Below are 20403 nucleotides of genomic sequence, written 5' to 3'. Positions count from 1 at the left end.
TTAGGATAAGCGAATACAAAACGTTTAAATAATGCCGTTCAAAAAAAGACCCCTTATAAGCAAACTGTGGCTTAAATATACCGACAGAGATACCTATAAAACCTATAAATGGGAGTTAGGTAACTATAAACAATCCCAGTTCACTAATTTTTTGTTGGGTTCGCAGCGGTTAAATAATCTTTCTAAAATCACCGGCGCTGCTAAAAATAAAGGCCATTTAAATGTGATCCATAGCGGCAACGCCGGTGATATTATGTATGCCTTACCCACGTTAAAAAAAATACATGAGCAAACCGGTGTACCTGTTAACCTTTATTTAGGTTTAAATAAGCCTATGCTGCTGCAGCATAATACTACCCACCCGCTTGGTAATGTAATGTTTAACCAAAAAATGGCCGATATGATAACGCCATTGATCAGGCAGCAGGCTTATATCAATATTTGCCAGCCTTATACAGATGAGGTGATAGATATTGACCTGGACTATTTCCGGGCCGGGCTAATCCCTTTAGATAAAGGTAACATTGCCCGCTGGTGCGGTTACATTACAGGTGTTACGCCTGATCTTTGGCAAAACTGGCTCTCTGTTAAGCCCGACACGGATTATGCCGATACGATTGTTATTGCCCGCAGTGCCCGTTATCAAAATAAACAGATCGACTATAGCTTTATCAGCCAATACCAAAATGTAGTTTTTATAGGTGTAGAAACTGAGTATAGCGAGATAAAAAAGATGATCCCTAATATCAGATGGGAGCCGGTGAACGATTTTCTGCAAATGGCTTGTATCATAGCCGGGTGTAAATTTTTCATTGGTAATCAGTCGTTCCCTTTTTCGATAGCAGAAGGGCTAAAGGTGCCCCGTGTGCTGGAGTTATCCTTTGATGTGATCAATGTTGTGCCCGAGGGCCCGGGCGGGAATGATTTTCTATTCCAGCAACATTTTGAATCGTTGGTTGCAGCATTGTATCATGCCGAGCGGTAAAAGCTGGCCGATAAAATAGCTTGTGCCAGTATAAAGCGGCTGCATTCAAACGGCTAACCACCTTACTTTTAATAATTAATAACATATATCTGTTAGATTTGCGTTTTATTTTATAATGAAGACTTACTTCCGGTTATTATCTTTCGCAAAGCCAATAGAAAAATTTGCTATACCTTATATCTTAACCACCGTGCTCTATGTAATATTCAGCACGCTTAATTTAGCGCTGTTATCGCCATTACTCAAAACGCTTTTTATAGATAAAAACATCATTCATCAGGCCCCTGCGGGCCCGGCGCCATCTGTGTTTCACCTGTTGGCTGCCTTTAATTATTATGTAGAATGGTTTTTAAGCAAATACGGCGCATGGGGCGCATTGCAGTTTGTATGCGGTACTATTATAGCATCAGCCTTATTGGGCAACTTTTTCCGTTACCTGTCTCAGCGTACCATGGAAAACCTTAGGGTGTACACGCTGTTAAATTTGCGCCGAACCGTATTTAACAACGTAATGAACCTGCATCTGGGTTATTTTAGCAATGAGCGCAAAGGCGATATTATTTCTAAAATAGCATCTGATGTGCAGGTAGTACAGTACTCGGTTACCGGCACGCTGCAGGTTATATTTAAAGAGCCGCTAACACTTATAGCCTATATGGTAGGCCTGTTTATCATCTCCGTAAAATTAACGCTGTTTTCATTGCTCATTATCCCGGTATCGGCCTTTGTTATATCGCGCATTGTAAAGCGTTTAAAACAACAGGCTGCCGCATCTCAGCAAACTTATGGCAACATGATAAGCTACCTGGACGAGGCGCTGTCGGGCATTAAAATCATCAAGGCATTTAATGCTATTGGCTTTATTAAAAGCCGGTTTGATAAAGAGAACACCCGCTACTCTGATATCACCCGCGCTATGGCAAAAAGGCAGCAGCTGGCATCGCCCGTATCTGAATTTTTTGGGATAACCATGGTAGCGGGGATCCTGCTGTATGGCGGCAACCTTATTTTTACCAATGATGCATCCTTTTTAAAGCCCGAGAATTTTATCACTTACATTGCTTTGTTTTCACAAGTGATGCGCCCGGCAAAGGCCATATCAGATTCTTTTAGTAACATCCACCAGGGCATAGCCGCCGGCGAGCGTGTATTAGGCCTTATTGATGAAAAGCCATTGTTTACAGATTTGGCCGATGCGGTTGCGGTTGACGGTTTTACCGGCGCTATCCGTTTTAAGGATGTATCATTTGCCTATCAGGACAGAATGGTATTATCAAACATTAATATGGTTGTCCCTAAAGGGAAAACAGTGGCTTTGGTAGGCCCGTCCGGCGGTGGTAAATCTACCATGATGGACCTTATCCCCCGTTTTATGGACCCGCAGCAAGGCAGTATAACCATTGATGAGCACGACATAAAAGATGTAACTGCCGCTTCTTTACGCAATTTAATGGGCGTTGTAAACCAGGAGTCGGTTTTGTTTAATGATACTATTTATAACAACATAGCCTTTGGTAAAACAGATGTTAAACGCGAGGATGTAGAAGCTGCCGCCCGTATAGCAAACGCCCACAACTTTATTTTGGAAACAGATAATGGCTATGATACCAACGTGGGCGACAGGGGTACCAAATTATCCGGCGGGCAAAGGCAGCGTATTTGCATAGCGCGCGCCGTGCTTAACAATCCGCCTATTATGCTGCTGGACGAAGCTACCTCGGCACTGGATACCGAATCTGAAAAACTGGTGCAGGATGCTTTAAACAACCTGATGAAGAACCGTACATCACTGGTAATTGCGCACCGCTTAAGTACCATCCAGAATGCAGATATTATTATCGTGTTAGAAAACGGAAAAATAATAGAACAGGGCACCCATCAGGAACTGCTTGCCGTAAATGGCATGTACCGCAAATTGATCAGTATGCAAACCTTTACCGAAAATTAATTCAGAGCCAGTTAAGCCGGTATGGAAGCATTAAACAAGGTAGCCGTTATTATTCCCTTTTACCGTGATCTGATCACAGATCTGGAAGAAATAGCGCTGCAGCAATGCCAAAAGGTTTTAGGTAATTACCATAAAATAGCCATTAAGCCCCAAAGCCTTGCTTTACCCCAAAAGGCACAGCAGGCAGTTGTTTTTAACCAGGTTGTAAGTTTTGCCAACCCTTATTTTGATGGCATTAGGGGGTACAATTCACTCATGCTGTCGGATGTTTTTTATAAAGCTTTTTTAGATTATGATTACATCCTCATCTATCAGTTAGATGCTTTTGTATTTAAAGACGAATTAATGCACTGGTGCAGCCTTGGTTTTGATTACATCGGGGCGCCCTGGCTACGCAGAAAAGGCTACCAGTTAAAACTAAAAGAAAAAGCGTACCAGTTTATGTTTGATATGCATACCCGCTTTAATGTTAAAAAAAACGGTGTGCCTACCGATAAACAGTTTTATAACAAGGTTGGCAACGGCGGCTTATCTTTAAGGCGGGTTAAAAAGTTTTATGCATTAAGTATTAAGCTGAAACCCATTGCCGATGACTATTTAAAACATACCGACGATAAGCATAACGAAGATGTATTCTGGAGCATTGAGGTTAACCGGAGCATTAAGCGCCTAAAAATTCCCGGTTACAAAACCGCCGTAAAGTTTTCTATCGAACTGGAACCAGCCAGGGCCTTTGCGCTGAATGAGGGCAGGCTTCCCTTCGGATGCCATGCATGGGATCTGTACACAGATTTTTGGCGCCCCGAGTTTAAAGTACAGGGGTATCATATTTAGCTTTAGCAATATTATGATGAAATTACCTGCGCTTGTATCTGTAGCACTATGCACCTACAATGGCGAAAAATACCTGGCACAGCAGCTGGATAGTATTTTAAGCCAAACGTATGCAAACCTTGAGGTGATTATAGTAGATGATTGCTCTACAGACGGCACGTTTGCTTTGGCACAGCAGTTTGCAGCCAAAGACTCGCGTATCAGGTGTATAAGAAATACGGATAACATAGGTTTTAATAAAAATTTCGAGAAGGCAATACAATTAGCCCAAGGCGACTTTATTGCCATCAGCGACCAGGACGATATCTGGGAACCGCAAAAAATACAGGTACTGGTTGATGGCATTGCCGATAACTGGCTGATATTTTCAAATTCGGCGTTTATTACAGAAACCGGGCAAGCCGCCCCGGGCACATTGTTAAATAACTTTAAGCTTGATACGCTTGATTTTAGGAATATCTTGTTGCTTAATTACGTAACCGGCCACACCTGCCTTGTGGCCCGCAGCTTTTTACAATACGTTGTGCCATTCCCCCCTGCCGGCTATTATGATTGGTGGATGGGGTTTGTAGCCCTATACCATCATAAGATAACCTATACCGATCAGATACTTACCCGTTACCGCATCCATCAGCGCTCGGTAATTCAAAACGTGATGAGTAACGAGAAACGCACCTTTGAACTGATTGATTTTAAAACTACGTTAACGATGCTGGCTAATTTTGCTGGTTATAAAAACCTTGCTAAAAAAGATGCCCGTCTTATTAACACGCTAAAGAAGGCCTGCAATCAAAAATTAAAAAGATCTTATTATATGCCGCTTGTAATGGTTGTTTATCAAAATTACCATGCCATGTTCCCTAATAACAAAAAACGGGGTATGTTATCTAAAATAGGGTTTGCGTTAAGGTATTCGCGCAGGTTAAACTAACAGATCGGTAATTATGCTTTTTTAGCAGAAAGCTTCTTTTTTAGGGCATAAAAACTAAGTTTTAAAAAAAGGCCTTTATTATAATTCCAAAAGGTATTGTTTTTAAAAAGGGTTGTAAAAGCCAGGTTAACAGGTAAATTAAATTCCATTAACTGGTCTGTAAAACGTTTAAAGGTCGCTTTTTCTATCTTATAGCTTTTAGCCGCACTAATATTTTTGATATTTAACGGCAGCCTGTGGTTCCACTTATTAAATACCTTCATGTTATCCAGCATCCACCTGCTGTCATAGTTCCCTTCAGAAAGATGATGAAGCAAGATATCGTATGTTACGGCATTCTTATACCTGGTGCCCACAGCCAAAGAAAAATCAATATCATAAGCATGGAAGCCGCTGCAGGTCACCTCGTCAAAAGTAAATTCGGCCACTACCTTTTTGGTGGTACTGATAAACACCCCATCTAAAACAGCAACCTCAGATAGCCGTTCATCTTCGGGGTTCTCATAATCATGAACCGTGCCTTTTGCACTGAATTTAAATGATTGCAGGATATTCATGTAAACACTTTGGCTATTTACACCACCGCCTGCCGATGGTGAAATAGGCACATAACCGGCGCCTGCCACGCCAACAAGCCCCAATTGCTCATCTTTAAATAAGTTAAGCAGTGTATTGCCCCAGTTTAATGTTTTGATAATAACATCCTCATGCATAAAGCAAAGCACCTGATACTTAGCCCGGCTTATCCCTTCGTTATAAACCTGGCTTATACCCTTATTTGTGCCTGCATTGTTAATAGCGATCAATTCATAGGGTACACCAATGGTATCGCTAATGTTTCGGGTTACATTTTCCAGGTAACCAGGGTTGGCAGAGCAAATAATTACAGATATCATTAACGGCGGATGTAATGTGTTGGATATACGGCAAATACCATGTTATTTGCTGCAAATAAATTCATTTATATGCAAAATGCCGCATTTTACTGCGGCATTTTGTAAATCGATGTAATATCTTTTAATTAAACTTAAACCCTAAACCCAAAGAAAATACCTGGTTGCGGTAATCCGGGATGGACGAGTCGAAGCTGGTGCGGTTCTTAGACAGGTCGATAGCATATCTGCCGCGTAATTCAACGTTGCGGTTAAGGTTAATACCCACCCCGATAACGCCCGAAATCACACTTTTATCGCCCCTGTTATTATACTCGTTTTCGTAAACGGTATCAAAGCCGTCATCATAAATATTTTTGGTTGAAGTAAGGAAGGTAAGCTGCGGCCCGATTATAAAATTAAAGCCCGGCACCACTTTAAACTTTGCCAGCAGGGGTATATCAATATAATTGGTACGCTGCTTAAACTCGCCATAATCCGTCTCTGCCTTATACCCTTTTTGCGAAAACAGTATTTCCGGCGCAAACGAGAAAGAGTATGATACCGGCAGTTCAAATGTTAAGCCTGCATGCCAGCCGGCTATGGTACTGGTACTAAAATCAGAATTATAGGCATCTACCGTGTTAGAAAAATTGACGCCGGCTGCAATACCAATTTTGGGCTGCATAAAATCATCGCGGTATCTTTGCTGTACCGGGGCGGGGCGCCTTACTCCTCTGCGCGGGTAGCGGCGGTCATACCGCTGTGCACTTGCTGATGCAGCAACGGTTAAAAGGCAAATAGCCATAAAGAGAAATTTTTTCATCGGTTTATGTTTTTAAGGTGTTATAGCTATACGGATACCACCGGATAGCTGCTTATTGTTAATTTTTATAAACTATAGAGTAAAAATTGGGCCGATGGTTTATTCGTATATCAATTTTAATGTGTTAAATAGTAAAACAAATCCTGATAACTAAGATTAAAGCTACATTTGAACCATAATGAAATCTATTAAATACCTGCGCCCCGCGCTTATTGTTACAGCTATTTTTTTTATTCAAAACGCTTTTGCGCAGAAGGCAGATTTTATAGCCGGCATAAACCAGCAAAACCGCTGGGTTGATTCTGTTTATAAAAAAATGAGCCGTAAAGAGCGCATCGGCCAGCTGTTTTACATCAGGGCGCATACCAATAAGGGTAAAAAGTATGAAGATTCTGTAGCCGCAGTGATCAGGGACGAGCATGTAGGGGGCCTGGTTTTTTTTCAGGGAGGGCCTGTAAGGCATGCCAACCTCATTAATGTTTACCAAAAGCAAACCAAAGTACCTTTGTTGATTGCCATGGATGGCGAATGGGGCCTGGGCATGCGCCTGGATTCGTCGGTATCCTACCCCTACCAGATGACGCTGGGCGCCATTCAGGATAATAACCTGATCTATAAAATGGGGCAGATGGTGGCCTATGATTTTAAGCGCCTGGGCATGCACATCAATTTTGCGCCGGATATGGATGTGAACAATAACCCCAACAACCCGGTGATCAATTACCGCTCGTTTGGGGATAATAAATATAATGTGGCCCAAAAAGGCATTGCCTACTTTAAGGGCATGCAGGATGCCGGCATCATTGTTTTTGCCAAACACTTCCCCGGCCACGGCGATACCAACGTCGATTCGCATTTTGCGCTGCCCCAGCTGCCATTTACACGCGCACGTTTAGATTCGTTGGAAGAATACCCCTTTAGGGAGGCTATAGCCGCCGGGGTAAGCGGGGTAATGATAGCGCACCTGAATATCCCAGCGCTGGATACCACTAAAAACTTACCCTCAACTTTATCCAGAAAGATAGTTACCGGCATCTTAAAAGATTCCTTAGGCTTTAAGGGCATCGTAGCCTCTGATGCTATGGAAATGCAGGGCGTGGTTAAAAACTTCCCTAACGGCGAGGCCGATGTAAGGGCCTTTTTAGCCGGGAATGATCTGATAGAGTTATCGGTCAATTCGCAAAATGGCGCTAAACTGATCCTGAAAGCCATCAGAAAAAACAAGATACCCAAAGCGGAATTTGAGGCTAAAATAAAAAAACTGCTCGCCGCTAAATACTGGGTGGGCTTAAGCAATTACAAACCGGCAACACCGGCAAACCTGATCCCGGATATCAACCGCCCTGCCGCGGCAGAGCTGATACAGCAGCTGGCAGATGCATCGGTTACCGTACTTAAAGGCACCGCACCTGTTTTACGCCAAAACCCGCTTAAAAAAACAGCTATCATCAGCATCGGGGTGGATAGGCCCTCTGTTTTTGAAATGGAACTATCAAAATGGTATGCCAACAGTATGATATTTTTGGTAGGTAAAAGCACCTCCCTTACCGATCTGAACCGCATGCTGCAAACCCTGAAAGGGTTCGACCAATTATACGTAAGCATCCATGATAGCCGCACACGCCCCGGCAGTAAGCTTGATTTTAGCAGTGATGTTAAATACCTGGTAGCTGCCTTGGCCGCCAAACCTAATGTAGTTACCAGCGTTTTTGCCAACCCCTACACCATTGCAGGTTTACCGGGTTTAGAAAAAAGCGCAGGTATTATTGTAGGTTACCAAAAAGATGATGCCATGCAGCGCTCGGCCGTTAAGGTAATAACCGGGTTAATGAAACCAACGGGCAAGTTACCGGTAAGCGTAAACATGTTTTTCCCTACCGGTGCGGGGGTAAGCTTTTAATTATTGCAGTAAAGCTTTTTTAAAGGTAGGGTCGTTACTGTTAAGCACACGGTAATAAGCATTGTTACCCCATTTAAAGCGGGCAGCATTGGCTTTCACTAAAGTTTTGATCATCTCGCCCGATATCCGCAACTCATGCGAATCGATATACTTTACCGTTTGTGATGCATACATAATAAAATTATGCAGGCCTTCGGGGCTTAAATTATATTGCTCAATAAAATTATCGGCAGTTGGGTATTTGGTTATTACAGGCTGCAGCCTGTCTATAACATACGCGGTAAAAAGCTGGTTGCCGGCAAGCTGTTCAATCAGCTGCGTGTTTTGGCTGGTATCTGCCGGTACAAAAACATCAGGCATGATGCCGCCGCGGCTAAATACTTTGCGCCCTTTGGTAGTATGATAGGTTGATGCCCCGATAAAAGCGCTGTCGGTAAGGTTGCTGCCTGCATTTAACAGTTCGCCTTTACTGATGCGGTTAGCCAGTTCATTGCGGTAGCTGGCCACGCCGTTTTTATACGATTTTTGGATAGACCGGCCCGACGGCGTGTAATACCTGGCCACTGTTAAGTTAATGGCCGTACCATCGCCAAACGGAAACTGCTGCTGCACCAGCCCCTTGCCGAACGACCTGCGGCCAACAATGGCGGCCCTATCCAGGTCTTGCAGGGCCCCGGCCAGTATCTCGCTTGCCGATGCCGAGTACTCATCAATAATTACGGTAAGGTCGCCCTTTTCATAACTGCCGGAGTCGGTTGCAAAATAATCGGTACGCGGCTCGTGAATGCCCTGGGTATAAACAATCAGTTTACCCTTTGGTAAAAACTCATCGGCCATAGCTGTTGCCGTGTTAAGGTAACCGCCGCCATTGCCGCGAAGGTCAAGCAACAGTTTTTTCATGCCGCCGGACTTTAATTTGGTTAGGGCTTCCCTAAAATCGGCATCGGTAGTTGATGCAAACTTGCTTATTTTAACATATCCGGCATCGCCGGTATTATAAAAGGCATCCAGGCTGCTTAACGTCACCCGATCGCGTTTAATGGCAAAATCCTTAATATTTTTTGATCTGTCGCGGCTGATGCCTAAAACTATCTGCGTATCCTTTTCGCCCCGGAATGTTTTGCTGATGCGGGCAACGTTAAGTTTGGTGCCCGAGAATGCTTTGCCATCTACCTTTATTACCCTGTCGCCAACTATAATACCGGCCTTTGCAGCAGGGCCTGCGGTGTTTACATGGGTCACAAAAAGGGTATCGCGCAGCAATTGATACTCTAACCCGATGCCGTTAAAGCCGCCTTCCAGCCGCTCGTTGATAGAGCGGGCCTGCTGCGCAGGCAGATAAACCGAATGCGGATCAAGGTTCTGCAGCAAATCGTTCACGGTTACGCCTTCTATGCTATCGGTGTTTACCGAGTCTACATATTTATTACTGACCAGGTAAAGCACGCGCGAGATCTTATCTGCTGCCGAGAAGTTGAAACTGAGCCTGCGCCCCCAAATGTTGTCGTCACTAATCAGCAGGCCGATCGTTACGCCTATCAAAATCAATATCAACGTCCTGAAAATAATGCCCGCAGTTCTTTTCATCTAAAATTTAGCCACGCAAATCTAATAAATAGCAGCTATTGCTTATAATTTATATCACGTTCGTTGCTTTGATGTTTTTTATTCAATTTTGTTAAAAAGAATAATTAATTTATTTAGCCTCACCCTTCCCTCTCTAAAAGAGAGGGTTTAAAATTGTGAAGCTCAAGTCCTTTCCTTTGGAGAGGATTTAGGTGAGGCCAATTGATGACCAAAATATGGAAATAAACACCGAAAAAGATTCCCGGTATAACGATCTCGAAAAGATGTCGGTACGGGCGATCCTTCAAAATATCAATAAAGAAGACCAAAGCGTGCCGCTGGCGGTAGAACAGGCTTTGCCGCAGATAGAACAGCTGGCAACTATCGTTACCCACCGGATGCGCAAAGGCGGCCGCTTGTTTTATATCGGCGCCGGCACCAGCGGCAGGCTGGGCGTAGTTGATGCATCAGAATGCCCGCCAACCTTTGGCGTACCGTTTGATTGGGTGGTAGGCATTATTGCCGGTGGCGATACCGCCATACGCAAAGCGGTAGAATTTGCAGAGGATAACACCACCCAGGCCTGGAAGGACCTGCAGGAATTTAATATAAACGAACAGGATGTGGTGGTAGGCATTGCCGCATCCGGCACCACACCTTACGTTATAGGCGGGTTAAAAATGGCTAACGAACACGGTATTGCCACAGGCTGTATTGTTTGTAATGCAGGCAGCCCGGTTGCCGCTACCGCGCAATACCCCGTAGAAGTAGTTACCGGCCCTGAGTTTGTAACCGGCAGCACCCGCATGAAAGCGGGCACGGCACAAAAGCTGGTTTTAAATATGTTGAGCACGAGTGTAATGATACAGCTGGGCCGCGTACGGGGTAATAAAATGGTGGATATGCAGTTATCCAATAATAAGCTGGTAAACCGCGCCGCGCGTATGGTTATGGCCGAAACAGGCATAGATGAAGCCACTGCTGCCGAACTGTTAAAGCAACACGGCAGCGTACGTAAAGCGGTGGATGCGTATAATAATAAGTAAGATGAGAACATAGATGTGCAGATGTGCAAGTGTGCAGATGTGCAGATAAAAAATAGATTACAAATTGATTAAATAATTTTGATATGTATATGCGCCGTGCAGGCATCTGCACACTTGCACATCTGCCTATCTGCACATCAATACCTACATGCACGAAATAGAACCATATTACCGCTGGCGGGATGATTATGTAGCTTCGGAGGATGAGTTTTCTCCGTTTTATGCTACGCAGTATAACGAATTTGAGTTTGATAAGCAGGTATATAACTATTTGCTGCATCCGCAGTGGGATTCGTTTGGCTCCAATACCCTGTACCTGAAAGTTTTGTACGTTGATTACGACCGCGGCTACAGCATCATCGAGTTTATTGGCGAATGGAACGATGCCATTAACAACGATATTATGCTGATGAAGCGCGAACTGATCGAACTGATGATAGACCAGGGGATAACCCATTTTATCCTGATCGGCGAAAACGTGCTCAACTTTCATTTCTCTGACGATAGCTACTACGAAGAATGGTTTCAGGAAGTAGAGGATGGCTGGATAGCCGGCATAAACTTCCAGGAGCATGTTATCCGCGAGTTTAAAAACGCCAATATCGATTACTATATCAACTTTGGCGGCCAGCTGGATGAACTGAACTGGCGCGCATTAAAACCCCTGCAGGTATTTAAAAAGGTAGAAGAACAGTTAACCAAAAGGCTCAACTAATTTCATTACATTGTAAGCTTTGCAAAAGCTGCAACTTTACCATCATTAAATCGTTTTTACTATATTCGTACAAATAATTTCTAATAAATAAATGGAAACTAAAACTCACGATTACGTTTACGACAACGTAAGTTATGTTGAAAACCCCGAAGCATCCCGCAAATTCATTGCTAATGTATTTGTTTGGATGTTTGTTGCATTAGGTATATCCTCTATATGCACCTATACTTTCGCGTTTATTCCCGAACTATCCGGCATGCTGCGCGATCCGCAAACGGGCCAAAACAACATTTTTGGTACCATAACCATGTTTGCCCCTTTTATTATGGTATTAGTGCTGGCAAGCCGGATAAACAAAATGAGTATGGTAACTGCCGCTATTGTTTTTGTGGCTTTTTCGGCCATTATGGGTATAAGCCTTAGCTATATATTTTACCTGTACTCTTTCGGTACCATATCAACTGCATTTATTACAGCATCTATCGTATTTGGTGTAATGGCTATTGGCGGTTACACCACCAATCAGGATCTGACCAAATTTGGCTCTATCCTCATCATGCTGTTGGTCGGTGGCATTGTTGCAACTATCTTAAATGTATTCATCTTCCGCAGCAGCAGTTTCGACTTGTTGATCAGCTACGTATTGGTTGCCGTATTTGTAGGCTTAACCGCTTATGATGTACAAAAGCTTAAACGCATTGGCGCCGGCATTGAATACGGTAGCGCCGAAGGTAAAAAAACTGCCATTATGGGTGCCTTAACCTTGTATCTTGATTTTATCAATCTATTTTTGCTATTACTGCGCATTTTTGGCGGTAACAGGCGATAATCAATAATCGTACAACAAATTGGAAGCCGCTTAACAGCGGCTTTTTTTGTTTAAATAATTTATAAATAAATGAATATTCATTTATATTTGTGGGATAGATTATCAAATGCGCGTAAGAAACCCGGATAAAGTACAGCTGGTAAAGCAAAAAGCTATCGAACTGATTGTGAAAGACGGCTTCGAGGGCTTCAGCATGAATAAGCTGGCCAAGGCATGCAGCATATCTGTTGCTACACTTTACATTTATTATAAGGACAGGGATGACCTGATCCTGAATGTGGCTATGGAAGAAGGTGAGATGATGGCAAAGGCTATGATCAATGGCTTTGACCCCAATATGCATTTTGAGCAGGGCCTGCGCAGGCAATGGCAAAACAGGTATCAGTATATGATGGATAACCCGGTGATGAATACGTTTTTTGATCAGCTGCGTACTTCCAGCTATCAGGATAAATTCCTGGCCGGCTTTTTAGCCGACTTTAAGATCATCATGTCCAAATTTATGCATAACATTATCCAGCGCGGCGAAATTGAACCGATGCCCTTTGAGGTGTACTGGTCTGTCGCCTTCGCCCCTTTGTATAACCTCGTACGCTTTGATAATGAAGGGCAAAGCATGACCGGCAAACCTTTTAAGCTGACAGACGAGGTGCTTTGGCAAACGTTTAACCTGGTTGTAAAAGCCCTGAAAAAGTAATTATATGCTAACAGAAAATTTTGACCATATCCTGCTGTTTAAAACCAACGCAAACTGTGCCGGCGATAAACAACTATTACATACCCTGCTGGATGGCAACCCGGATATACAGTGCTGGAGTGTAGATCTGGATGATGAAGACTGTGTATTAAGGATAGTATCCTACACCTTAAGCCATCCGCAGATAATTGAACTGATGAACAGCAGCGGCTATTACTGCTGCGAACTAACCTAACATCCCATGGATAACAAGCAGCCGGCAGCGGCATTTACAGGCTACCAAAAATTTGCAATATTTATATTGGCTATTACCCAGTTTACCGTGATACTTGATTTTATGGTGATGTCGCCGTTGGGCGATATGCTGATGAAATCGCTTAACTTAAAGCCATCGGCATTTGGCGTGGCGGTGTCTGCCTACGCCTTTAGCGCGGGTATCTCCGGCCTGCTCACTGCAGGCTTCGCCGATAAATTCGACCGTAAAAAACTGCTGTTGTTTTTTTACATCGGCTTTATTGTGGGTACTGTTTTTTGCGGCATGGCGCATTCTTATGCGGCTTTGGTGGCCGCACGCATCATCACCGGCCTGTTTGGCGGGGTTATCGGTTCCATATCCATGGCCATTATTACCGATATTTTTGCCCTGCAGCAGCGCGGCCGGGTAATGGGCTTTATCCAGATGGGGTTTGGCGCCAGCCAGGTGCTGGGGGTGCCTATCGGTATTTATATTGCTACCCTGTGGCAGTGGGAAGCACCCTTCTGGATGGTTGCCGCCCTGAGTATTTTAATAGCCATGGCCATTGCCGTATATTTAAAACCGCTTACGGCGCACCTGGCCACACAGCGTAACCAGTCGGCCCTGGCGCACTTGTGGCATACGGTATCTAAGGCTAACTACCGCGTAGGCTTTACCTCTACCGCCCTGCTGTCTATAGGTGGGTTTATGATGATGCCCTTCGGCAGCGCCTTTGCAGTGAACAACCTGGGCGTTAGCTATAAACAGCTCACGATGCTGCTGATGGTATCCGGCCTCAGTTCCTTACTCATTATGCCGCTGGTAGGTAAACTAAGCGATAAGATAGATAAGTTCAGGATCTTTGCCATTGCATCTGTATGGATGATGGTTGTCGGTGTAATTTATACCAATTTGGGTGTAACACCGCTGCCTTTGGTAATGGCATTCAATATTATGCTAATGATGGGCGTAATGAGCCGCATGGTACCATCCTCGGCCCTAACCAGCGCCATACCTGACCCCAGCGACCGCGGGGCGTTCATGAGCGTTAACGCGTCGCTGCAGCAAATTGCAGGCGGGGTAGCCGCGGCTGTTGCAGGTATGATTGTAACGCAGCAAAGCAAGGGCAGCCCCCTGCAGCACTATAATGTAGTAGGTTATGTAATTGTGGTGATATCCATCATCAGCATCTTTTTAATGTGGCGGGTTGATCACATGACCAAAAAGAAAATGGCTGATTCCAAAGTGATGATTCCGGAAGAGGTTGCCCTAAATGAAGGATTTTAATAGATAACACGGTTATATAAAAAGATAATAAAGCACAGTGGCCGCTAATGCCACTGTGCTTTATTGTTTACAGCCCAAAGTAATTAAACCTGATAACAGCGGATACCGGCTCTTGCATAAAGCCTTGTGCTGTATATGTGAACGGCCTGATGCAGAAACGCTATGCCAGTATCAATGATTTGGCGATTAACGAGGGCGACAGGCGCTTGTAGCTTCTGTTACGGTCTGCACAGCCTACCCAGTATTTTTGCATGTTGCGGATATTGCGCCAGCAGCTCGTCGCGGTTGGCCATCTCAAACTCGGCAAAGTCAAAGCCGGGTGCCACGGCGCAGCTTACCAGGGCGAAGCCGGTGCCTGTGGGTAGCTCGGCAGCGAACCAGGTGTGGGGTGGTATAATGGCCTGCAGCTGGCCGGTACCGGTGTCGCTCAGTTCGATGGTGGTTTGGGTGCCGTCGGTTGCGATGACATGGATGTGCAATGGGGCGCCTTTATGGAAGTACCACAACTCGTCGGACGCCAGGCGGTGGAAGCCCGAAAAGTCGGCCCCTTCCAGCAAATAGTAGATGGAGGTGCATGCCTGCCTGGCCGCGGTTTCGCCGGCCCGGCTCACCTCATTTGCCGACCGGAAAACTTCTTTGTAATAGCCACCCTCGGGGTGCGGTTGCAGGTTTAAATGGTTTATCCAGTACGGGGCGGTGTTGGGCATGGGCTACGGTAATTAAACGTGCAATATAAGGCGAAAAAGGGGCGAAAAAAAGTAGTTTACGGGCGAAAAAATCCGCTGTTTTCTGGGACTTACGGTGTGCATCTGCCCCCGGTTTAAATCGGGTCATCGCTAAATTTTTAGCCGCACATTTATCTTTTGCAGCAGGCCTGTAAGCCATACCATCACAAACGAAAACACGATGCATTTGATGAGGCCGCCGGTGCCCTGGTCCAGGTATTCGGGGTAGCCCAGGTTGGTCATCTGGTAAAGGGGGTAAAACAAAAAGGGCAGCAGGTAGCAGGTGAAAGTACTGGTGCCCGCAGGTTCTATCACCTTAAACCAGTGGAACTTATGCTTAAAATCTACCAAGAATATAAAGAATGCATACACTACCAAACTGATGCCGGTACATATCAGCACCCATGACGGGGTATCGCGCGCTTTGGAGATGCCACCGCTAAAATAGCGTACAATAAAGCCCAGATTAAACAATATTACGGCCATCAGCAGCATGGCTACCCATAGCATTTTAATTTCGTTATTTTTATTAAGGCGCATGTAAAGCACTGATACAAAGACACCTGCCATAGTAAAGGCCTGCATGGCACCGTTGCCGGCTATCCACATGTATTTTTGGATACCGCTTAAAAAGTTGAGCATCCCGAAATGAAAATCGATATTGAAGAACATGAAGAAGATCCAGGCGGCGGCCTGCACCCATAATATGCCGTTGGAGTAGTAATATATGAATGCACATACCAGGTACGACCAGCCTATAAGCCCCAGTATGCCCCACCAGGTAAGATGCAGCCAAGGGTGGTTAGGGTCGGTGCTTTTGTAGACGATGCACATGGCTATCAGCAGAGCTACGCCAAAGCCCTGGAAAAGATAACGCCTTAGTTTTGAGGTGTTTTTGCTATAATCTAAAAAGATGAAAAAGAAGCTGAAGGTTGCCAGGCTATCCCAAACGGGCTTGGGCAAAACAGTGGTGGCCTCGTTATAGGTTTCCATATTGGCATGAAAAAAGCCGATAAAGATGAGGGCGAACGAGCGCGTAATGATACGCATCGGGATATGGGCATTCTGGTTATGCAGCCGCTTTTTAAAGGCGTATGGGATAGACAGGCCCACTATAAACAAAAACGCCGGGAAAATGGTATCAGCAAGTCCTAAAGCGTCGGCATTGATACCAGCATGTTTGAGCCATTCGGGGGTATTGGGCACTCCGTCAAGATCATTCACGAAGATCATCAGGAACATAGTAACTGCACGAAACGCATCAATTGACCTGATGCGGTTAATTAAATTACTCATTAAACAGGAGAATGATTTTTAGAGATAAATGTTTTAATTAAACGGCTATTTATTCAAAACAGTATCTGCTAAAGGGTTATTAATCCCTGTCGCGGCTTAACTTGGCAAATACCAGCGGGTTTTCATTCAGTTCGGCAGTCTCTTTGCGGTGCTTAATTACGTGTATGGCCGTAAACAATGCCTCACGGAAAGAGATCTCTGACGCCAGGTTCTTCCCGGCAATGTCATAAGCCGTACCATGATCGGGAGAGGTGCGCACAAAGCTTAACCCGGCTGTATAATTTACGCCCGTTTCAAACGCAATCTGTTTAAAGGGGATCAGCCCCTGGTCGTGATACATGGCCAGTACGGCATCAAACTGCAGGTAAGTTCCGTTGGCAAAAAAGCCGTCGGCGCTGTAGGGGCCAAAGGCCAGCACATCATTATTGCGCGCTTCTTCTATCGCCGGTACAATGGTTTCTTTTTCTTCGTTACCAATCAGCCCATTATCACTGGCATGCGGGTTTAGGCCCAGTACCGCAATTTTTGGTTTGCGGATCCAGAAATCCTCCTGCAGGCTGGTATTCATCAGCTTTAGCTTATGTATAATTTTATCGGTAGTAATGCTTTCGGCTATTTTTGATACCGGGATATGGCCGGTTACCACGCCTACACGCAGGGTATCGCTTACCAAAAACATCAGCGATTCTTGTTTGCTGTCGCGATGCTGCAGGTATTCGGTATGGCCGGGGAAACTGAACTCCTCGCTTTGGATGTTATCTTTATTGATAGGTGCGGTTACCAGCCCGTCTATATGGCCGGCCAGCAGGTCGTCTGTGGCGCGCTGCAAAGATATCAGGGCGTACTTACCACCATCGGCAGTTACCTGGCCCATGTCAATGCGCACATCTTCTTCCCAACAATTGATCATGTTGGGTTTGCGGTGCAGGGCATTAGCCGGATGGTCTGCCACGTTAAAGTTAAACTCGCTGATATGGGTAGCACGGCGGTGGAATGACGCTACCTTGGTATGCCCGTAAACAATAGGGGTGCAGTAATCGTAGATGCGGCTGTCTGACAGGGTTTTAAGGATGATCTCTAACCCTATCCCGTTAACATCGCCGATACTTATGCCTATTTTAGGTTTGTCGCTCATGATTGTATGATGATTTAACCGGTTGTGATTTAATTTCGCCGATTACATCGGGTAAAAAAACAGCCGGTTTTATTTAATTTACCTGGTGCTATAAGCCGTTAAGTTTATGCACAACATGCAAATAAAAAGATTTTAAGTTTATAATTCCTGATTAAAGCACAAATATGCCTTAATTTGCTTAAATAATTACAGATAATGACATTGGTAAGGGCAAAAAAACATTTAGGGCAACACTTTCTTACTGATAAAAATATCGCATCAAAAATTGTAGAAAGCCTGCGCCCTGCAGGTAAATACAAGCAGGTGCTGGAAGTAGGCCCGGGGATGGGGATCCTGTCTGATTTTTTGCTGCAAAAGACCGATTACGAAACTTTTTTGATCGATATCGATACCGAATCGTACACTTTTCTGAAAAAAAAGTATCCTGCTTTGGGCGAGCGCCTGATCAACGCCGATTTTTTGGAACTGGATTTTAAAGCCAAGTTTGATAGCCAGATGGCCGTTATCGGCAACTTTCCGTACAATATCTCGTCGCAAATACTTTTTAAGATATTAGATCACCGCGACCAGGTGCACGAAGTAGTAGGCATGTTTCAGAAAGAGGTTGCCGAGCGCTGCGCCTCTAAACCCGGAAGCAAGGAGTACGGGATACTGAGTGTTTTTTTGCAGGCTTATTACAAGGTAGAATACCTGTTTACTGTTAAGGCGGGCGTGTTTAACCCACCGCCAAAGGTACTGTCGGCTGTGATACGCCTTACCCGCAATGCAACAGCCGGCCTGGGCTGCGACGAAAAATTGTTTTGGCAGGTGGTAAAGGCAGGGTTTAACCAGCGCCGTAAAACCCTTCGTAACGCGGTATCATCACTCATTAACAAAGAAAAGATGGTGGATAATAAAACCCTCGACCTGCGCGCAGAACGTTTAAGCGTGGCCGATTTTGTGAAGCTGACCAACGAGATAGCCGAAAACCGTTAAGCCAATGTAATAAATGCTGTTTGTAATGCCCATAGCAAATATTTGACAGGCAGATTATTACATTTGTACCCCCGCTTACCGTAAATAGAATTGAATACATGTACGATATTTGTTGCATAGGGCATATTACCTTAGATAAAATTGTTACTCCAAAGGCTGTAAAACATATGGCCGGGGGCACTGCCTTTTACTTTTCAAACGCCATTCGTAACATGGATGTTAAATACGGCCTGGTTACCGCCGTTGCCGATACCGAACTGCCAAGCGTTACCGCCCTGCGTGATAAAGGTATAGAGGTAAAGGTATTACCCAGTGCACATACCGTTTACTTTGAAAATATTTACGGTGAAAACCAGGATAACCGCACGCAGCGTGTTTTGCAAAAGGCCGATGCCTTTGTTGCCGAAGACCTGAAAGAAGTAGAGGCCATTATATTCCATTTGGGGCCGTTACTGGCCGATGATATGTCTACCGATCTGATCAAAGCTTTATTTAGCAGGGGGAATGTTTCGGTTGATGCACAGGGCTATCTGCGCGAGGTAATTGACAAAGGCGTACATGCAACCGACTGGGCCGATAAAAAAGAAGCGCTGCAGTATGTTGATATCCTGAAAGTAAATGAACACGAATTAGAGGCGCTTACCGGCCTTACGGATATAAAAGAGGGCGCCCGGGTACTGGCCGGGTGGGGCGTAAAAGAAGTGGTGGTAACCCTGGGCAGCATGGGCTCGGTAATATATGCCGATAGTATTTTTTATACCATCCCCGCTTACAAACCTACCGATGTGGTAGATGCTACCGGTTGCGGCGATACCTATATGGCCGGCTACCTGTACAAACGTGTTAAGGGTGCCGATATCCAAAAAGCAGGTGAATTTGCCGCCGCCATGGCCGGACTAAAAATTGAAGCATCAGGCCCTTTTGAGGGTAGCGAAGAAGATGTTTTGGAGATGATGGAGAGGTAGACCCATTCCTTCAAAACTGTTTTAGGCTTTGCGCACTGCTATAGATTGGTCTTTTGGCTTACGCAAGCAGAATGCTTACTGTGTTTTAGGTCGAATTAAAAACTTCGACCAGGGAAGTACTTAATTGAGTTAATTTATTTTAGTAGGCACAGGCTTGGGCTTACTGCTTTTTGGATTATTATTATCTGGTCCTTCATAGTTCCCTACTCCAGAAAGAACATATCCAATAAGGCCACCAATAATTGTTGCTATAGTTTCTCCTTTTAGTATATTTTCAATACCAAGAATTATCAGAGTAGGGATAATTAATGTTACGCAAGTAAATTGTATAATTCTGGCCCCTATTCCTGAAGGCTTACCCGTAGAGCTTTTTTTGTACATGCTTCTTACTAAAACCCCAACAATAACGATGAGCATAATGCAGCCCATTATTATTTCAATAACGCTTTTAGTATTGTAACATGATATAGACATAACTCAAATATAATAATATATTTTGCTAGAGGCTGTCTCAAAAGTGGGGCAGCCTTTTTGTTATTTAATGCGATTTTGGTAACTTAAAGTCATGGGAGCGAAAGTAGTCTTTAAACCATATGACCCCGACCAATTGACATTTCTGCCGTACAAACTGGAGGA

Annotated in this window: 20 protein-coding genes; 13 read left to right on the top strand and 7 right to left on the bottom strand. The window is 44.5% G+C overall.

Going from position 1 to position 20403, the window contains the following annotated elements; genetic code table 11:
• The first annotated feature begins 31 nt into the window (after positions 1–31).
• The 4 genes from E2R65_RS05010 (at position 32) to E2R65_RS04995 (ending at position 4698) form a co-directional block, all read left to right on the top strand.
• Positions 32–985: a glycosyltransferase family protein gene (locus E2R65_RS05010; RefSeq protein ID WP_134335407.1), complete on the top strand. Its 954-nt coding sequence runs from the start codon at positions 32–34 to the stop codon at positions 983–985.
• Positions 986–1100: 115 nt separating this feature from the next.
• On the top strand, positions 1101–2933 hold the full coding sequence (locus E2R65_RS05005) for an ABC transporter ATP-binding protein (protein ID WP_134335406.1): 1833 nt from the start codon (positions 1101–1103) through the stop codon (positions 2931–2933).
• Between the two features lie 21 nt (positions 2934–2954).
• Positions 2955–3767, top strand: a complete 813-nt coding sequence (locus E2R65_RS05000; protein WP_134335405.1) for a DUF5672 family protein — start codon at positions 2955–2957, stop codon at positions 3765–3767.
• Between the two features lie 13 nt (positions 3768–3780).
• On the top strand, positions 3781–4698 hold the full coding sequence (locus E2R65_RS04995) for a glycosyltransferase family 2 protein (protein WP_158285217.1): 918 nt from the start codon (positions 3781–3783) through the stop codon (positions 4696–4698).
• A gap of 11 nt (positions 4699–4709) precedes the next feature.
• Here the strand turns inward: E2R65_RS04995 and E2R65_RS04990 are convergent, their stop codons facing one another.
• Together E2R65_RS04990 and E2R65_RS04985 are read right to left on the bottom strand one after the other, a co-directional pair.
• Complete coding sequence (locus tag E2R65_RS04990; RefSeq protein ID WP_134335403.1) at positions 4710–5594, bottom strand: glycosyltransferase; 885 nt, start codon at positions 5592–5594, stop codon at positions 4710–4712.
• 121 nt (positions 5595–5715) lie between these two features.
• Positions 5716–6396 carry a porin family protein gene (locus E2R65_RS04985; protein WP_229704711.1) on the bottom strand — a complete coding sequence of 227 codons (681 nt, stop codon included), beginning with the start codon at positions 6394–6396 and terminating at the stop codon, positions 5716–5718.
• Positions 6397–6574: 178 nt separating this feature from the next.
• Between E2R65_RS04985 and E2R65_RS04980 the strand changes: the two genes are divergently transcribed.
• A complete protein-coding gene (locus E2R65_RS04980; protein ID WP_134335402.1) occupies positions 6575–8296 on the top strand; it encodes a glycoside hydrolase family 3 protein in 1722 nt (573 codons plus the stop codon).
• On the opposite strand, the gene E2R65_RS04975 is transcribed toward E2R65_RS04980, so the two are convergent.
• Positions 8297–9883, bottom strand: a complete 1587-nt coding sequence (locus E2R65_RS04975) for a S41 family peptidase (RefSeq protein WP_134335401.1) — start codon at positions 9881–9883, stop codon at positions 8297–8299. It lies immediately after the preceding gene.
• Between the two features lie 215 nt (positions 9884–10098).
• Here E2R65_RS04975 and murQ point away from each other — a divergent pair, with 215 nt between their 5' ends.
• From murQ to E2R65_RS04945, 6 genes are all read left to right on the top strand, one after another.
• The gene (murQ, locus tag E2R65_RS04970) at positions 10099–10908 is read left to right on the top strand and encodes an N-acetylmuramic acid 6-phosphate etherase (protein WP_134335400.1); all 810 of its coding nucleotides are present in this window, start codon (positions 10099–10101) and stop codon (positions 10906–10908) included.
• Between the two features lie 148 nt (positions 10909–11056).
• Positions 11057–11623 (top strand): hypothetical protein, encoded by a 567-nt coding sequence (locus E2R65_RS04965; protein ID WP_134335399.1) that lies wholly within the window; start codon positions 11057–11059, stop codon positions 11621–11623.
• A gap of 91 nt (positions 11624–11714) precedes the next feature.
• Positions 11715–12452 (top strand): Bax inhibitor-1/YccA family protein, encoded by a 738-nt coding sequence (locus E2R65_RS04960; protein WP_134335398.1) that lies wholly within the window; start codon positions 11715–11717, stop codon positions 12450–12452.
• A 106-nt stretch (positions 12453–12558) separates the two neighbouring features.
• Positions 12559–13149, top strand: a complete 591-nt coding sequence (locus tag E2R65_RS04955; RefSeq protein WP_134335397.1) for a TetR/AcrR family transcriptional regulator — start codon at positions 12559–12561, stop codon at positions 13147–13149.
• A gap of 4 nt (positions 13150–13153) precedes the next feature.
• The gene (locus E2R65_RS04950) at positions 13154–13384 is read left to right on the top strand and encodes a hypothetical protein (RefSeq protein ID WP_134335396.1); all 231 of its coding nucleotides are present in this window, start codon (positions 13154–13156) and stop codon (positions 13382–13384) included.
• A 6-nt stretch (positions 13385–13390) separates the two neighbouring features.
• Positions 13391–14671: an MFS transporter gene (locus E2R65_RS04945; protein WP_134335395.1), complete on the top strand. Its 1281-nt coding sequence runs from the start codon at positions 13391–13393 to the stop codon at positions 14669–14671.
• 218 nt (positions 14672–14889) lie between these two features.
• On the opposite strand, the gene E2R65_RS04940 is transcribed toward E2R65_RS04945, so the two are convergent.
• The 3 genes from E2R65_RS04940 to pdxA form a co-directional block, all read right to left on the bottom strand.
• Positions 14890–15378 (bottom strand): cupin domain-containing protein, encoded by a 489-nt coding sequence (locus E2R65_RS04940; protein WP_134335394.1) that lies wholly within the window; start codon positions 15376–15378, stop codon positions 14890–14892.
• A gap of 129 nt (positions 15379–15507) precedes the next feature.
• Positions 15508–16692, bottom strand: coding sequence for a heparan-alpha-glucosaminide N-acetyltransferase domain-containing protein (locus E2R65_RS04935; RefSeq protein ID WP_134335393.1), 1185 nt, complete (start codon positions 16690–16692; stop codon positions 15508–15510).
• Positions 16693–16771: 79 nt separating this feature from the next.
• Positions 16772–17827 carry a 4-hydroxythreonine-4-phosphate dehydrogenase PdxA gene (pdxA, locus tag E2R65_RS04930; RefSeq protein WP_134335392.1) on the bottom strand — a complete coding sequence of 352 codons (1056 nt, stop codon included), beginning with the start codon at positions 17825–17827 and terminating at the stop codon, positions 16772–16774.
• A 195-nt stretch (positions 17828–18022) separates the two neighbouring features.
• Here pdxA and rsmA point away from each other — a divergent pair, with 195 nt between their 5' ends.
• Together rsmA and E2R65_RS04920 are read left to right on the top strand one after the other, a co-directional pair.
• Positions 18023–18802 (top strand): 16S rRNA (adenine(1518)-N(6)/adenine(1519)-N(6))-dimethyltransferase RsmA, encoded by a 780-nt coding sequence (rsmA, locus tag E2R65_RS04925; RefSeq protein WP_134335391.1) that lies wholly within the window; start codon positions 18023–18025, stop codon positions 18800–18802.
• A gap of 98 nt (positions 18803–18900) precedes the next feature.
• On the top strand, positions 18901–19767 hold the full coding sequence (locus tag E2R65_RS04920; protein WP_134335390.1) for a PfkB family carbohydrate kinase: 867 nt from the start codon (positions 18901–18903) through the stop codon (positions 19765–19767).
• 129 nt (positions 19768–19896) lie between these two features.
• Here the strand turns inward: E2R65_RS04920 and E2R65_RS04915 are convergent, their stop codons facing one another.
• The gene (locus E2R65_RS04915) at positions 19897–20241 is read right to left on the bottom strand and encodes a hypothetical protein (protein ID WP_134335389.1); all 345 of its coding nucleotides are present in this window, start codon (positions 20239–20241) and stop codon (positions 19897–19899) included.
• Between the last annotated feature and the right edge of the window lie 162 nt (positions 20242–20403).

The organism is Mucilaginibacter phyllosphaerae (genome assembly GCF_004378255.1).
In the GTDB taxonomy this organism is placed as follows: Bacteria; Bacteroidota; Bacteroidia; order Sphingobacteriales; family Sphingobacteriaceae; genus Mucilaginibacter; species Mucilaginibacter phyllosphaerae.
Note: the sequence above shows the minus strand (reverse complement) of the source record. Positions and strands in the feature narration are given on the sequence as shown.